This is a genomic window from Stenotrophomonas sp. 28608_Sma, from assembly GCF_056486185.1.
In genome coordinates this window covers 37819-52182 of record NZ_CM151308.1, presented here as the reverse complement: position 1 = coordinate 52182, position 14364 = coordinate 37819, and the positions used below count along the sequence as shown (strand labels likewise).

At 68.2% G+C, this 14364-nt stretch carries 12 protein-coding genes; 5 read left to right on the top strand and 7 right to left on the bottom strand.

Features of this window, described 5'->3' with window-relative positions; translation table 11 throughout:
- Nucleotides 1-5: 5 nt before the first annotated feature.
- Nucleotides 6-338 carry an EF-hand domain-containing protein gene (locus tag ACZLHH_RS00210; RefSeq protein ID WP_049398994.1) on the bottom strand — a complete coding sequence of 111 codons (333 nt, stop codon included), beginning with the start codon at nucleotides 336-338 and terminating at the stop codon, nucleotides 6-8.
- Nucleotides 335-1537, bottom strand: coding sequence for a DesA family fatty acid desaturase (locus ACZLHH_RS00205; RefSeq protein ID WP_071228646.1), 1203 nt, complete (start codon nucleotides 1535-1537; stop codon nucleotides 335-337). The genes ACZLHH_RS00210 and ACZLHH_RS00205 overlap by 4 nt, the downstream gene beginning before the upstream one ends.
- Nucleotides 1538-1688: 151 nt before the next feature.
- Here ACZLHH_RS00205 and ACZLHH_RS00200 point away from each other — a divergent pair, with 151 nt between their 5' ends.
- The gene (locus tag ACZLHH_RS00200; RefSeq protein ID WP_180844749.1) at nucleotides 1689-2510 is read left to right on the top strand and encodes an ABC transporter ATP-binding protein; all 822 of its coding nucleotides are present in this window, start codon (nucleotides 1689-1691) and stop codon (nucleotides 2508-2510) included.
- A gap of 143 nt (nucleotides 2511-2653) precedes the next feature.
- Here ACZLHH_RS00200 and ACZLHH_RS00195 read toward each other — a convergent pair whose 3' ends face one another.
- A complete protein-coding gene (locus ACZLHH_RS00195; RefSeq protein ID WP_180844748.1) occupies nucleotides 2654-3856 on the bottom strand; it encodes a DUF4785 domain-containing protein in 1203 nt (400 codons plus the stop codon).
- 11 nt (nucleotides 3857-3867) lie between these two features.
- On the bottom strand, nucleotides 3868-4746 hold the full coding sequence (locus ACZLHH_RS00190; protein ID WP_049399000.1) for a hypothetical protein: 879 nt from the start codon (nucleotides 4744-4746) through the stop codon (nucleotides 3868-3870).
- 262 nt (nucleotides 4747-5008) lie between these two features.
- On the opposite strand from ACZLHH_RS00190, the gene ACZLHH_RS00185 reads away from it, so the two are divergent.
- Nucleotides 5009-5848, top strand: a complete 840-nt coding sequence (locus tag ACZLHH_RS00185; protein WP_049399001.1) for an acid phosphatase — start codon at nucleotides 5009-5011, stop codon at nucleotides 5846-5848.
- A gap of 112 nt (nucleotides 5849-5960) precedes the next feature.
- Here ACZLHH_RS00185 and ACZLHH_RS00180 read toward each other — a convergent pair whose 3' ends face one another.
- The gene (locus ACZLHH_RS00180; protein WP_180844747.1) at nucleotides 5961-8234 is read right to left on the bottom strand and encodes a TonB-dependent receptor; all 2274 of its coding nucleotides are present in this window, start codon (nucleotides 8232-8234) and stop codon (nucleotides 5961-5963) included.
- A 159-nt stretch (nucleotides 8235-8393) separates the two neighbouring features.
- Here ACZLHH_RS00180 and ACZLHH_RS00175 point away from each other — a divergent pair, with 159 nt between their 5' ends.
- The gene (locus tag ACZLHH_RS00175) at nucleotides 8394-9410 is read left to right on the top strand and encodes a TIGR00266 family protein (protein WP_180844746.1); all 1017 of its coding nucleotides are present in this window, start codon (nucleotides 8394-8396) and stop codon (nucleotides 9408-9410) included.
- Nucleotides 9411-9644: 234 nt separating this feature from the next.
- A complete protein-coding gene (locus tag ACZLHH_RS00170; RefSeq protein ID WP_049399033.1) occupies nucleotides 9645-10637 on the top strand; it encodes a patatin-like phospholipase family protein in 993 nt (330 codons plus the stop codon).
- Between the two features lie 39 nt (nucleotides 10638-10676).
- On the opposite strand, the gene ACZLHH_RS00165 is transcribed toward ACZLHH_RS00170, so the two are convergent.
- Both ACZLHH_RS00165 and ACZLHH_RS00160 read right to left on the bottom strand, forming a co-directional pair.
- Nucleotides 10677-12677: a hypothetical protein gene (locus ACZLHH_RS00165; protein ID WP_180844745.1), complete on the bottom strand. Its 2001-nt coding sequence runs from the start codon at nucleotides 12675-12677 to the stop codon at nucleotides 10677-10679.
- A gap of 87 nt (nucleotides 12678-12764) precedes the next feature.
- Entirely contained in the window at nucleotides 12765-13247 is a 483-nt protein-coding gene (locus ACZLHH_RS00160; RefSeq protein ID WP_004153377.1) for an Lrp/AsnC family transcriptional regulator, read from the bottom strand.
- A gap of 125 nt (nucleotides 13248-13372) precedes the next feature.
- Between ACZLHH_RS00160 and phhA the strand changes: the two genes are divergently transcribed.
- On the top strand, nucleotides 13373-14266 hold the full coding sequence (gene phhA / locus ACZLHH_RS00155; protein WP_049462434.1) for a phenylalanine 4-monooxygenase: 894 nt from the start codon (nucleotides 13373-13375) through the stop codon (nucleotides 14264-14266).
- The last annotated feature ends 98 nt before the right edge of the window (nucleotides 14267-14364 follow it).

The following is a 14364-nucleotide window of genomic DNA, read 5'->3' as shown; positions in this document are numbered from 1 at the left end:
CCCGCTCAGCGTGGCGGTGCCGCCAGTTCACGGGCATCCAGGACGCCATCACCGTTGGCATCCTGCTTGTGGAAACGCTGCACGATCACCTGCCGCTGCTGCTCGCGGCTGATCGCCCTGCCCTTGCCACCGGGCAGCTCATCGGCGCTCAGCACGCCATCGCCATTGCGGTCCATGCGGTCGAAGGCATACAGCATCCACTGCACGTACTCGGATTCACTCACCCGGCCGTCGCCATCGCTGTCCATCCGCTGCAGGTAGCTGGTGGTGTCGGTGACCTGGGCCAGCGCCACGCCCGGCAGCAGCACCGCCAGCAGAAGCCCGTACCCTGCCCTCACGCGCCCACCAGGCTGTAGCCCTTCAACCGTGCGGCATAGGCCTGCAGCGCGGCGATCCCGCTTTCCTCGGCCTCGCGGCACCACGCCTGCAACTGATGCAGGCGCTCGGCGGCATCGTGGCCGCGGGCCTCGAGCAGCGCCGCCAGCCGCGCGCGGTACTCGACCAGGGTGCGGATGCGCGGGCGCTGTGCCACCCATTCGCTGAGCTGGGCACGACTGTCCGGCTTCAGCCAGCGGCCATCGTTGACCAGGCCACGGCGCAGCCGGCGTGGCAGCAGGCGGCGCAGCTTGGCCCCGGCCTGCACAGCTTCCTCGCGCAGGGCCGGCATGAACACATTGCGCTGGTAATCGGTCATCGCCTGGAAGCGGTGCGACAGCAGCGCCTTCAGGGTTTCGGCATCGGGCACGGCGATGTTCGGGCGCACATCCATGGCCGGCGCCACCCGCAGCACCCTGGCCAGGCGCAGCGCCTGCAGCAGGCGGATCGCACTCCAGCCGATGTCGAATTCCCAGCGCCGCATCGCGAAGCGCGCCGAACTGGGGAAGGCATGATGGTTGTTGTGCAGCTCCTCGCCACCGATCCAGAACCCCCACGGCGTGAGATTGGTGGAGGTGTCGGCGGACTCGTAGTTGCGGTAGCCCCACCAGTGCCCCAGGCCATTGACCACGCCCGCGGCCCAGAACGGGATCCATGCCATCTGGATCGCCCACAGGGCCACGCCCGGCAGGCCAAACAACACGGTATTGATCGCGAACAGCAGCACCGGCCCCAACGTGGCGTGCGGGGTATACAGATGGCGCTCGACCGCATCGTCCGGGGTACCGCGCCCGTACTGCTCGATGTCCGCGCGCATGCCACGCGCTTCGCGGTACAGCTCCACGCCGTGCCAGAACACCTTGCCGATGCCACGGGTGACCGGGCTGTGCGGGTCGTCCTCGGTCTCAACCTTGGCGTGGTGCTTGCGGTGGATGGCCACCCACTCGCGGGTGATCATCGAGGTGGTCAGCCACAGCCAGAAGCGGAACACATGGGCCAGCGCCGGGTGGAAATCGACCCCACGATGGGCCTGGCTGCGGTGCAGGTACAGGGTCACCGAGAAGATGGTGATCTGAGTGAAGACCAGCAGCACCGCCAGCATGGCCCACCAGCCCAGGCCGAGCACACCACCGGTCAACAGGGACATCAGGGCATCTGGCATGACGGCTCTCCGGGTCGACGCGGGGATGGCAGACATCATGGGCGCTTGCGTTGCAAACTGCATCCCTGCGGCGATGCTCTGTATCGCCATCCGAGGCACCGTTCACAGTTGGGGACCTGAGTTGTCGAGCCTTGATCCACGCGCCAGCGCCATGACCGCCGCCCCGCCCCTGGCGGAGCAGCCCCCCTTGATCGAACTGGACCGCGCCACCGTGGTGCGCGGCCAGGTGAAGGTGCTGCACGCGCTCAGCCTGCGCATCGCGCAGGGCCAGCACACCGCCCTGCTCGGCCCCAACGGCTGCGGCAAGTCCACCTTCATCAAGCTGATCACCCGCGAGCTGTACCCGCTGGCGCAGGGCGACGGTACGGTGGCGGTGAAGGTGCTGGGCCAGAACCGCTGGCAGGTAGATCGGCTGCGCTCGCAGCTGGGCATCGTCACCGGCGACCTCAGCAGCAATCTGGCCGACATGCCGGGGCTGACCGTGGAACAGGCGGTGCTGTCCGGCTTCTTCGCCAGTTACGTGGTGCCGGCCTTCCGCGAAGTGACCGCCGACATGCGCGCGCGCGTCGGCGAGACGCTGGCAATGACCGGCGCGCTGTCGCTGCGTGAGCGTGCCTACGCCGAGCTGTCCGCCGGCGAGACCCGCCGCGTGCTGATCGCCCGCGCGCTGGTCAACCGGCCGCAGGCACTGCTGCTGGACGAACCCTCCACCGGCCTGGATCTGGTCGCCCGCGAACAACTGGTGGCGACCATGCGGGTACTGGCGCAGCAGGGCATCACCCTGGTGCTGGTGACCCATCACATCGAAGAGATCATTCCCGAGATCGAGCGGGTGGTGCTGCTGCGCGACGGCCGCGTACTGGCCGATGGCACCCGCGCCGAGCTGCTGCGCAACGAACCGCTGTCGGCGGTGTTCGGCGGCGCGATCACGGTGGTCGAGCAGGAAGGCCGACTGACCGCGTACGCGGGATAGACAGATGCATCGCTCTCCGTAACCGTCTGTAGAGTCGAGCCATGCTCGACTGCCGTTCGCCGCGAGCAGAAGCAGCCGAGCATGGCTCGGCTCTACAGAAGGCGGTGCAGCGGGCCGGATGTTCCGGCCCGCCACCGCTTTGCTCAGAACCGCAACGCCAGTGCGCGCGACTCGATCGGTGCCATCCGGCTCTGGTCCTGCAGCTGCAGGTCGCGCAGCTCGTACGGCGCACCGAATCCGACCGGCAATGCGGCCTGGTCGAACGGCAGCACCAGCTGGCCTGCGCCCGGGCCATCGAACCACGCGGCCGCATGTGCCTGCGCGACCGGCTTCAACTGACCATCGCGGGCGGTGGCATACAGCGTGCCCCGTGCCTCATAGCGGCCTGCGGCGGCCACCTGCAATGGCAGTGCCACCTGGCGGCTGGACGGATCCGGTGCCGCCTGGCCGCTGAAGCGCGCGGTCGGCCGCGCCACCGCGAAGGCGACCTTGCCATCGCGCAGCACACCGTCGGCCTGGGCGAACACCTGCAATTCCCACAGCCCCTGTGCAGTACCGACATCGGCCGGGATGCGCACCTGCGCGCGCAGGCTGCCATCGGTAGTGCGCAGCAGGCGCTGCGGCCAGCTGCGGCCATCCGGCGCGACCAGCAGGGCTTCACCGCCCAGGCCGCCACGACGCGATGCCAGCTGCGCGGTGGTGGCACCGTCTTCCAGCAGGCGTGCCTGCAGCTGCACCTTGCCACCGGCCAGCACCTGCGCCTGGTTGGCCTGCACTTCCAGCCGCAGCGGGCTGTTCGGCTCCAGCACCTGTACCACGTAGCGGCCCTGGGCCTGCGCGCTCTGCAGCGTGTAGGCACCGACGGCACTGGTCGCGCCGGTACGCAGCATGCTGCTGCCATCGCTGACCGGCATGCCGGCGTCCTGCAGCGCGCGCGCATCGACACTGTGCGCCACGCTGCTGCGGCCGGCCGGGTCGCGCACCTGTAGCGTGTTGGCCGGCAGCGCGCGGGCACCGTCGGCCGGGCTCAGCTGGATCACCGCATCCGGCGCCGTCAGTGGCAGGTCCAGGCCGCGTTGCAGCTGCGTGCCATCAACCTGCTGCCAGTAGCTGCGGCTGACCGAGGCATACGGCGTGGCCGCCTGCAGCGGTTGTGCGGGGTCCAGCGCCCAGGCAAAGGCCAGTGGCGCGTGTTCGCTCTCATCGGCGGGAAGCGGCGCGGCTACCAGGGCGGCAGGCACCTGATCGCCCGCACGGGCGGCCTGCAGCGGCTGCGCGGCCTGCGCTACGGAAAGGGACAGCACTGCCAGGGTGGCGCCCGCCAGCAGGGTGGATTGAATCGTCATGGTCGTCTCCCTCACTGGGTCAGATCGTTGCGCAGCAGGGTGCCGAGGCCGAAGCACTCGCGGCGGCTCTGGTTGTGGCTGAGCGGTTCTGCACCCTGGGTACGCGCCTTGTCGGTGAACCAGGTGGTGCCGGCGGCCTTCTGGCTGCTGCACTCCAGGAAGCCATCGGAGCAGGACGACAGCCAGTTCTGGGTGAACTCCAGGCCGACGTTGGCGGCATAGCCACCGCAGTAGCTGTTGCTGTCCCACACCGCCGATTCCACATCGCTGCCCACCACCGCGCGGAACGGTTTGGGCAGGGCGGGACGGCCGGCGGTGCCGTACAGGTTCTGCGCGTTGTAGGTGGCCATGCTCGCCACCTGCTGCTGGCGCACGGCGTCGTTCTTGTAGCCCAGCAGCCAGCCCAGCGAGGTTTCAAAGGTGTTGCCGTTGAGCACCGCATCGGCCAACGGCGTGCCGGCCGAAGACGGTGCCAGCGCGTTGACCTTGCGCACCGTGCGGATGATCTTCGGATAGCGGCTGTCATAGGTCGGGTTGGACAGGATCCAGCGCATCACGTTGCCGCCGTTGGAGTGGGTGATCACCACCAGCTGGGTGATGCCACGGCTGTCGATGAAGCCGGTCAGCTGATTGGCCAGGCAGCCGGCCGCTTCCGGCTTCCACATGTACTGGGTGAAGTCACAGTTGATGACGACGTAGTTGCTGCTGTTCGGCAGGCCTTGGCGCACGGTGTCGATGATCGCCGGCTGCCAGTAGTCCTGGGTGGCGTTGGTCTGTGCGCCGGTGCCATGCACGAAGGCCACGCCGACCACGTCGGCCGCCTGAGCCGGCGCGGCTGCCAGCCCGAGGAGCAGGGCCAGGACGGTACTTCCTGTTGCGGTGCTGCGCATCGCTTCTCTCCCTCTGTCAACGGATCCCCCCGACCCGGCTGGAACTGGACGGCCCCTGGTGCTTGCCGTTGTGCCGATGCTCGCGGCGCGGCCGCGTGAAAGTCCGTGCGCTGCGCCCGGATTCAGGAGACTGACGTCACTCGATGACGCTTTTCATATCGCCGGGATGACCATGCCGGGTCTGGCCGTATGACCGATGGCCACTGCGGTGTCGTATACGGGCTGCGATCATGGCGCGATGTTTTTCCTCCGGAGCCTGTCCATGTCGCTGATTTCCCACCCTGCCCGCCCGCTGCTCGGCCTTGCCGTCATCGCGGCCCTGGCCGGTTGTGCCGCCACCGCCGCCAAGCCGACCGCCGTCGAAGCCAACATCACCACCAAGGCGGTGGGCTATCTGGACAAGAGCGCGGTACCGGCCAGCCTCGACCTGGTGCCAGCACCGCCGGTGGCCGGTTCGGCCGCCCTCGCCCTCGACGAACAGGTCAGCCGTGAAGCCCGCGCGCTGCGTGGCAGCCCGCGCTTCGCCCAGGCCGGTGTCGATGCGGAACTCGGCTTCCCCGAAGGCGCCAACCACTTCTCCTGCGCCGCCGACATCGACGTCGATGCGGTGAAGACCCCGGCGCTGTACCGCCTGCTGGAGCGCAGCCGGATCGACGCCAGCGCCGCCACCAAGGCCGCCAAGAACCACTACCAGCGCCCGCGCCCGTTCATGGTCAATGGTGAACCGACCTGCTCGCCGAAGGACGAAGAAGGCCTGCGCAAGAACGGCTCGTACCCGTCCGGCCACACCTCGATCGGCTGGGCCTGGGCCCTGATCCTGTCGGAGATCGCACCGGATCGCGCCGATGCGATCCAGGCGCGCGGCCGCAACTACGGCGAGAGCCGCCTGGTGTGCAACGTGCACTGGCAGAGCGACATCCTGGAGGGCCGCTTCATGGGCGCCGCCGCCGTGGCCCGCCTGCACGACAACGCCGCGTTCAACAAGGACCTGCTGGCCGCACGCAAGGAGATCGCTGCCGCGCGCAAGGCCGGCCTGCACTCCAGCCGCGACTGCGCGGCCGAGGAAGCGGTGCTGAAGGTGCGCCCGCAGAGCGCGCTGTAAGCGCCTGGCGGTTCAATTGTTGCCGGCCAGCGACCGGCACTACCGATGGGTGTAAAGCAGAAGGGCCGGCATTGCGCCGGCCCTTCTTCATTGCATCTACGCGGTCACCGCATCAGAACTTCGCGGTGAACTCCACACCCCAGGTACGCGGCTCGTTGAGGAAGCCGGTCAGGTTGTTGAAGTCGATCGCGCCGACCACGCGGGTCTGGTTGGTCAGGTTGCGGCCGAACACGGCCACGTCGTACTGGCCGTAATCCCAGTTGTAGCCCAGGCGCAGGCCGCCTTCCAGCGAACTACGGCCGCGGAATTCCGGCGACTCGTAGATGAAGAAGTTCACCGCGCTGCGGTAGGCCCAGTCGGTGTAGGCATACAGCTCGCTGCCATCGCTGAGCGGGAAGCCCACGCGCAGGGTCGCGTTGTGGATCCACTTCGGCGCCTGCGGCAGCGGGTTGCCGTTCACCAGCGCATAGGTGCCACCGTTGATGACGGTGGTCGGGTCGTTGATGGTGCAGCCACCGCCGCAGATCGCTACCGCCAGATCCTTGTCCTTGATCTCGGTGTCGTTGTAGCTGCTGCCGAAGGTCAGCAGCACGTTGTCAGCCAGATAGGCTTCCAGGTCCAGCTCCACGCCCTGGCCGATGGTCTTGTCAGCGTTGAGCAGGGTGGCGGTGTTGTTGGTGCCGCCCACCGCGATCAACTGCTGGCCGTCAACGTTGTAGCGGAACACGCTCAGGCCCAGGCGCGCGCGGCGCTCGAACAGGTCGGCCTTGATGCCGGCTTCGTACGAGATCACCTTCTCCGAATCGGCCTGCGACAGGCCCGGCGCGAAGGCCAGGCGGCCCTGGATCGACGGCGCACGGAAGCCCTTGGCCACGCGGGCGTAGGCATTCACGTTGTCGGTCAGCTTGTACACGCCGCTGACATCCCAGCTGACGTCGTTGACGTCGGTGTTGGCCAGGTACGGGCCACTGACCGGGGTGCCGAACGGAAGGACGGCCTGCAGCACGCTGGCGTTGAAGTCCTTCTTGTCCTGGGTGTAGCGCACGCCGGCGCGCAGCTTGAAGCGGTCGGTGACATCGAAGTCACCCGAGGCGAACACCGCCCAGGCCCTGTTGCGCTGGTTCTGCACCACGTGGCCGGTCTGCGGATTGCCCGGCTTCAACGAGTTGTAGTTGAAGTTGTTGATGGTCACGTCTTCGTCGAAATAGAAGACGCCGGCCTGCCAGTCGAAGCGGCCCCATTCGTTGGATTCAACGCGGAATTCCTGCGTCCACTGGCGATGGTGCGGCAGGCCGTCGGCCGACTCCGACGAGAACGGGATGAAGCCCGGGCCATAGTTGCCAGCGCCCAGCGATGCGTCGCCGTAGCCACCGTCGATGTCGCCGCGGTTGAGCGATTCGGCGGTTTCATAACCGGTGATCGAGTGCAGGGTCACCGAACCGAGGTTCCACTGCAGGCGCGCACTGCCGCCCCAGGTCTCCAGGTCGGAGAAGTTGACGCCATCGTTGGCCACCTTGTCGCGATCGAAGTTCTCGACCAGGCCGTTGCCACCCTTCTGGATGATGTTGGCGCGGAACAGGCGCGCGGTACCGTTGAGCTTGCGCTTGTGCAGGTTGAACAGCGCTTCGAAGTCGTCGCCTTCGTACAGGAACTGCACGCGGCCGGCGGCTTCGTCATAACCTTCGAAACCGCTGTTGGGCGCACCGGCGCGGGTGTTGTCGACCCAGTCGTCACGGCGCTGGTAGATGGCCGAGACGCGTGCCGACCAGCGGTCGGTCAGCGGGCCGCCATAGGCGCCCTGCACGTTCCAGCTGTTGTAGCTGCCATAGCCCACGCGCACGTAGCCGTCGGCATCCTGCGACGGGCGCGCCGAATCGAACTTGACCACGCCGGCCGGGGTGTTGCGGCCGAACAGCGTGCCCTGCGGGCCACGCAGCACTTCCACATTGGCCAGGTCGAACAGCGGGAAGCCCTTCAGCAGCGGGCTTTCCTGCACCACGTCGTCGTACACCAGCGACACCGGCTGCGACGCATTGAGGTCGAAGTCGGTGTTGCCCAGGCCACGGATGTAGAAGCGCGGGAAGGCACGGCCGTAGGACGACTCGATGTTGAGGCTGGGCACGCGCGCGGCCAGGAAGCGGATGTCATCGCCCGCCGAACCCAGCACATCGAGCTTCTCGCCCTGGATCGCGCTGATCGCGACCGGCACGTCCTTGGCGTTCTCGACGCGGCGCTGCGCGGTCACCTGCAGGGCATCAAGGGCAACCGGATCCTTGGCAGCGGGAGTTTCCTGGGCGGCTGCTACCAGCGGCAACAGGGCGGAAAGAGCGGCAACGAGGGGGCGCGCGACCGGAAGGCGGCCACGGGAAGTGCGGGTCGGAGACATGGCGGTAGGCTGTGTTTGGAGGGGTGGTAAAACGGCGCTACCAGATAATTGTTGCAATACAGCACCTGCCCCGCAAATGCCTGCCGTTCATGGCCGCGTCGCCCCGGCCCCCGCGCCCTCGCTAGACTCGGGGTTTTCCAGCCCTGCAGAGCCGCCGCGATGACCCAGTGGTACTTCCATGCCTCCGCCCAGGCCGAGCGTATCGGCCCGCTTGATGACGAGGCCGCGCGCCGTTATGCGCAGGCCAACCCGCGCGCCCTGGCCTGGTGCCAGGGCATGAGCGGGTGGACCTCGATTGCCGAGGTGCCCGAACTGCAGTCCGCGGCCCCGGGCATGCCGAACACCCCGCCGCCGGTCCCCGCCGCGGCCAGCGGCCGCGCCGACGACATCGAGTTCCGCATCGTCGGCCATGAAATGCAGTTCGTGGAGATCGAGCTCGACCCCGGCGAGAGCGCCATTGCCGAGGCCGGCGCATTGATGTTCAAGGATGCCACCGTGCAGATGGACACGGTGTTCGGCGCCGCCAACGGCGACCAGGGCGGCGGCTTCATGGGCAAGGTGATGGCCGCCGGCAAGCGCGTGCTGACCGGCGAGAGCCTGTTCGCCACCGTCTACACCCAGAGCGGCCACGGCAAGGGCAAGGTCGCCTTCGCCGCGCCCTACCCCGGCACCGTGCTGGCAATGAAGCTGGACCAGCATGGCGGCCGCCTGATCTGCCAGAAGGACAGCTTCCTGGCCGGCGCGCGCGGCGTGCAGATCGGCGTGCAGTTCCAGCGCAAGATCATGACCGGCCTGTTCGGCGGCGAAGGTTTCATCATGCAGAAGCTGGAAGGCGACGGCTGGGTGTTCATCCATGCCGGCGGTTGCGTGGTGGAGCGCGAGCTGGCGGCCGGCGAGCGGCTGGACGTGGATACCGGCTGCGTGGTGGCCTACCACCCGACCGTAGAGATGGATGTGCGCCGGGTGGCCGGCATCAAGAGCATGCTGTTCGGTGGCGAAGGCGTGTTCCTGGCCACGCTGACCGGTCCGGGCAAGGTCTGGCTGCAGTCGCTGCCGTTCTCGCGTCTGGCCGGCCGCATGTGGATGGCCGCGCCGCAGGGCGGTGGCCAGAACCGCGGCGAAGGCTCGGTGCTGGGCGGCCTGGGCCGGATGCTGGACGGCGACAACCGGTTCTGACCGCCCCCGGTCGTGCCGGCCGCTGGCCGGCAACCTCATGAACCTTGGCGCGCATCCCGGTAGTGCCGGCCGCTGGCCGGCAGCCTCATGAACCGTTGCCAGGTTCCCAATGATTGCCGGCCAGCGGCCGGCACTACCTTTATGAATGGGCGATGTTTCCTACCCTGCCCGCCCCGCCACGGCTTCGGTATGCTGGCGCCCTTTCCTGAATCCGGCGCCGCGAGCGCACTGCCGATGAGCCTGTTCCGCCCCCGCATGCTGCTGTCCGTCGCCCTGATCGGCCTGCTGGCCGGCTGCGGTGGCGACCCGGTCCGCCCCACACCGCCGCCGGCGCCGACCGTGGTGCCGCAGGCCAAGCCGGTGAAGATCGGCATCGCCCTCGGTGGTGGCGCAGCCAAGGGCTTCGCGCACATCGGCGTGATCAAGATGCTGGAGGCCAACGGCTTCGAACCGGCCGTGGTGTCCGGCACCAGCGCCGGCAGCGTGGTCGGTGCGCTGTACGCCAGCGGCATGGACGCGTTCCAGATGCAGAGCAAGGCAGTCGCCCTGGACGAAGCCAGCATCCGCGACGTGCGCCTGTTCTCCGGCGGCCTGGTGCAGGGCCAGAAGCTGCAGGACTACGTCAACGAGCAGGTTGCCAACCGTCCTGCCGAGCGCCTGAAGAAGCCGTTCGCCGCCGTCGCCACCCAGCTCGAGACCGGCGAGCGCTCGATCTTCGTGCGCGGCAACGTCGGCCAGGCGGTGCGCGCGTCCAGCAGCATTCCCGGCGTGTTCGAACCGGTGAAGATCGGTGGCCGCAACTACATCGATGGCGGCGTGGTCAGCCCGGTACCGGTGGATGCCGCGCGCCAGCTCGGCGCCGACTTCGTGATCGCCGTGGACATCTCCAGCAAGGCCAGCGGCAAGGCGCCGACCGACATGCTGGGCATCGTCAACCAGTCCATCTCGATCATGGGCCAGCGCCTGGGCGAGCAGGAACTGGCGCGCGCCGACATCGTCATCCGCCCGAAGGTGCTGGACATCGGCGCCGCCGATTTCAGCCAGCGTGGCACCGCCATCCTGGAAGGCGAAAAGGCCGCGATGGCAGCCATGCCGCAGATCCGCGCGAAGATCCAGCAGCTGCAGCGCGCACGTGCCGCGGCGGCCGCACCGGCACCGGTGGCCGCGCCGAAGTGCGAGGAAGCCTCGCGCCTGGGCAAGCTGATGGGCCGCAAGGACAAGTGCTGACCTGAGCCAGCGTGTCGCTGCCAGACAGCGACGCGCGTGCTAGCGCGCGGGCCGGTAACCGCTGGCCTGCTGCCGCTCGCGCCTGCGCTTCTGGCGCGCCTGCTCCTGCAGTGTCGCCGTATGCTGCAGCTGTTCCATGCCATCGCCCGGTACGTGCAGCTGGCGTCGCGCACGGGTCAGCGCCAGATAGACCGCGCGCACCGGGTTGTGCCAGATGCGCCCGCCCTGCCCCGCACTGAAGCAACCGGGCGACAGCGAGACCACGTCGAACTGCAGGTTCTTCGCGTGTTCGGCCAGGCACAGCGCCACCCGCCCTTCAGCGGGCGTGTCCTGGTCATCGAGCGCTTGCAGCAGTGACTGCACCCGATCGGCAGACGCAAACAGTTCGACCAGCGCGCCCTGCCCTTCGTCGGCCTGCGTGGCCAGGAAGCGCTCCCATTCCTGGTCCGATGCGCTGTCGCGGCGCCGGCGCCACCCATCCAGTGGCCGCTGCAGCACGCTGCGCAGCGCGCGCAGCGATGCCGGATGCAGGTAGGGCCGCAGCCCGAGTGCGTGCAGCTGTGCCGCGTCCAGGGCCAGATCGGCGACGCTGCCATGGATGCGCAGGCCCTCGCTCGGCACCTGCGCCCAGTCGCGGTAATGCAGCACACCGGTGGCGCGGTCGGTGGCACCGACGAACGGCCCACTTTCCTGGCCCAGTCCATCCAGTGCCAGGGTCTGGTTGACCAGGCCCTCGACCTGGTTGCCCTGGCGCACCGACTGGTGCATTTCCAGCACCTTCGACGCGGCCCAGCGCGGCAACGTACCGGTCAGGCACTGGTGCGGGTCACCCAGGCTGACCACGCCAGGCGCATGGCCGGCCAGCAACTGCTTCCACGACGGGCTCAGGTCATGCGCCTCGTCCACCAGCAGCATGCCCATGTCCTGCGGCGGGGTGACGCCGCGCAGCGCCAGCCACTTGCCGATGTGCGCCGGGCTGAGGCTCAGCAGCGTGCCCCGCTGCAGCTCGGCGTCGAACATGCAGCGCCAGACGTGCTCGGCGGCCGCCATGTACGGCGACACATCGAGCATCGCAGCGGGCACCGAACGGTCGAAATGCTGGAACGCCAAGCCCGGGGCCGACGACGCGCACCAGCGGTTGATGGCCTCGAACGCGGTCAGCAGCACCTGCTCCGGGCTGCGCCCACCGATGCCCTGCAGGCCGATGCGGCCGGCAATCTCGCGCGGCGTACGGGTGCTGCGCCGGTAGCTGGCAACGAAGCCACCGGTCTGGCCGCTGCGCGCGGCGTGCTGGGCCACGCGGTTGGCGAACTCGATCTGGGTCAGCAGGCGCACCGCAGTGCTGGTCGGCACGCGGGCGCGGAAGGCTTCCACCTGCCCACGCGAGGGCGCCACGTAGGTGTAGCGGCCCGGCCGCGCCTCCATCAGCGCCAGCACCAGGTGGCCCTTGCCGGTGCCGGCATAGCCATCGAGGTCGATCAGCTCATCGGGGTTGGCGGCGATGGCGCGCAGCACGCGGGCCTGCTCGGAGGTGTACAGGCCATGGTGTTCGACCGACCGCGCATCCGCGGCGGCGACGTCATCCAGCGTGGCCTCGTCGTCGTCACTGGAAAAGGTGGCGGGAAAGCGGATCTCATGTTCGACCAGGGTTTCCTGGCAGGCCTGCTGCAGGGCCAGGCCCGGGTACTCCCGTGGCGACTGCGCGATGACGTCCTGCAGGATCTCCGCCGGTGCCAGCAGCACGCCGTGGGCAGCCAATGCGCTCAGCCAGGCATCCAGTTCCGGTTGGCCACCGCCACCGGGCCCGGCCAGCTGTGCAGCCGCGCCTTCGTTGCCGGCAAACAACGCGCAGGCATCATGCAGCAGGCGCTCGATCTCGGCCGCCGGATGCAGGCGCGTCCGGCACAGCTGCGCGGCCATCAGCCCGGCCTGCTCCACTGCGGTCTGCGGTGGCGTGCCATGGGCAACGTAGCGCGCCAGCGACTTGCGCTGCAGCGGCAGGAACGTGGTGGTGGGCAGCGGGTGCTGGAGTTCGGACATGCGTGGAACCGGAAAGGAACGCTGCGACGCGCGCAGGGCGGAGATGCTCGGCTACCCGCCCGGCGCCGTCAAATCGCAGCGGCGCGTTCATTCCAGCTGCGAAAGCGGCAATGCCTGGAAGCCCTTCACCGTGCGCAGCACGAAGCTAGAATTGGCATCGGCCACGCCACCGGCGTTGAGCAGCCGGTCCAGCAGGAAGTGCGAGAAGTGCTCCAGGTCGCGCACGTAGACGTGCAGCAGGTAGTCCATGTCGCCGGTCAGTGCATGGCAGGCCACCACTTCATCCCAGCCCTGCACGCTGTCCACGAAGTGGCCGATGGCGGCCTGGTCGTGCTTTTCCAGCTGCACGCGCACGAAGGCCTGCAGGCCCAGGCGCAGCTGGCGCGGTTCCAGCCGCGCGCCATAGCCGACGATCACGCCCTCGCTTTCCAGCCGCTGCAGGCGCCGCAGGCAGGCCGAGGGTGAGAGGTTCACCCGCGTCGCCAGCTCGGCGTTGGTGGCGCGCCCATCCCGCTGGATTTCAGCCAGCAGACGTATATCCGTGCGATCGAACTGGACTTCTCCGGCCATTGTTGCCCCGCAACATGGTGAGTACGCAAGGATATTGCGCCAACAAGGCCAATCGGCGCAACTTTTGCAACCCTGTTGCGCGCGCCCTGCCCTAGCATCGTGGGTATCTCATCCCGGAGTGCCCCATGGACCTCGCCCAGCCCCGCCGCGTCGAACACCAGCAGACCGACAAGGGCTACGTGCCGGTGTATACCACCGCGCTCGTCGAGCAGCCGTGGGACACCTACAGCGCCGACGACCACGCCACCTGGAGCACGCTGTACCAGCGCCAGCGCGAACTGCTGGTCGGCCGCGCCTGCCAGGAATTCCTGGATGCACAGGACGAGATGGGCATGAGCGCGCACATGATTCCGCGCTTCGATCAACTCAATGAAGTGCTCGGCGCCGCCACCGGCTGGACGCTGGTGGGTGTGGAAGGCCTGCTGCCGGAACTGGATTTCTTCGACCACCTGGCCAACCGTCGTTTCCCGGTGACCTGGTGGATCCGTCGCCCGGACCAGATCGATTACATCGCCGAACCGGACCTGTTCCACGATCTGTTCGGCCATGTGCCGCTGCTGATGAACCCGGTGTTCGCCGACTATATGGAGGCGTACGGCCGTGGCGGCGTCAAAGCCCACGCGATCGGCCCGGATGCACTGCAGAACCTGACCCGCCTGTACTGGTACACGGTGGAGTTCGGCCTGATCGATACGCCCGACGGCCTGCGCATCTACGGCGCCGGCATCGTGTCGTCGAAGGGCGAATCGCTGTACTCGCTGGAGTCGGCTGCGCCCAACCGCATCGGTTTCGACCTGCAGCGGATCATGCGCACGAAGTACCGCATCGACACCTTCCAGAAGACCTACTTCGTCATCGACAGCTTCGAACAGCTGATGCAGGCGACGTCGCCGGACTTCACCCCGATCTACGCGGCGCTGTCTGATCAGGCGCATCTGCCGGCGGGCGATGTGCAGGCCGATGACCGCGTGTTCCAGAAGGGCACCGGCGAAGGCTGGGCCGACGGTGGCGACGTGTAAGCGCACGGCGCCCACCTCTTCGCATTGAAAAGAAAACGGCGCACCTGGATGCGCCGTTTTCGTTGCTGCCTGCCTGCACCGTCACGGCAGTGCAGGCG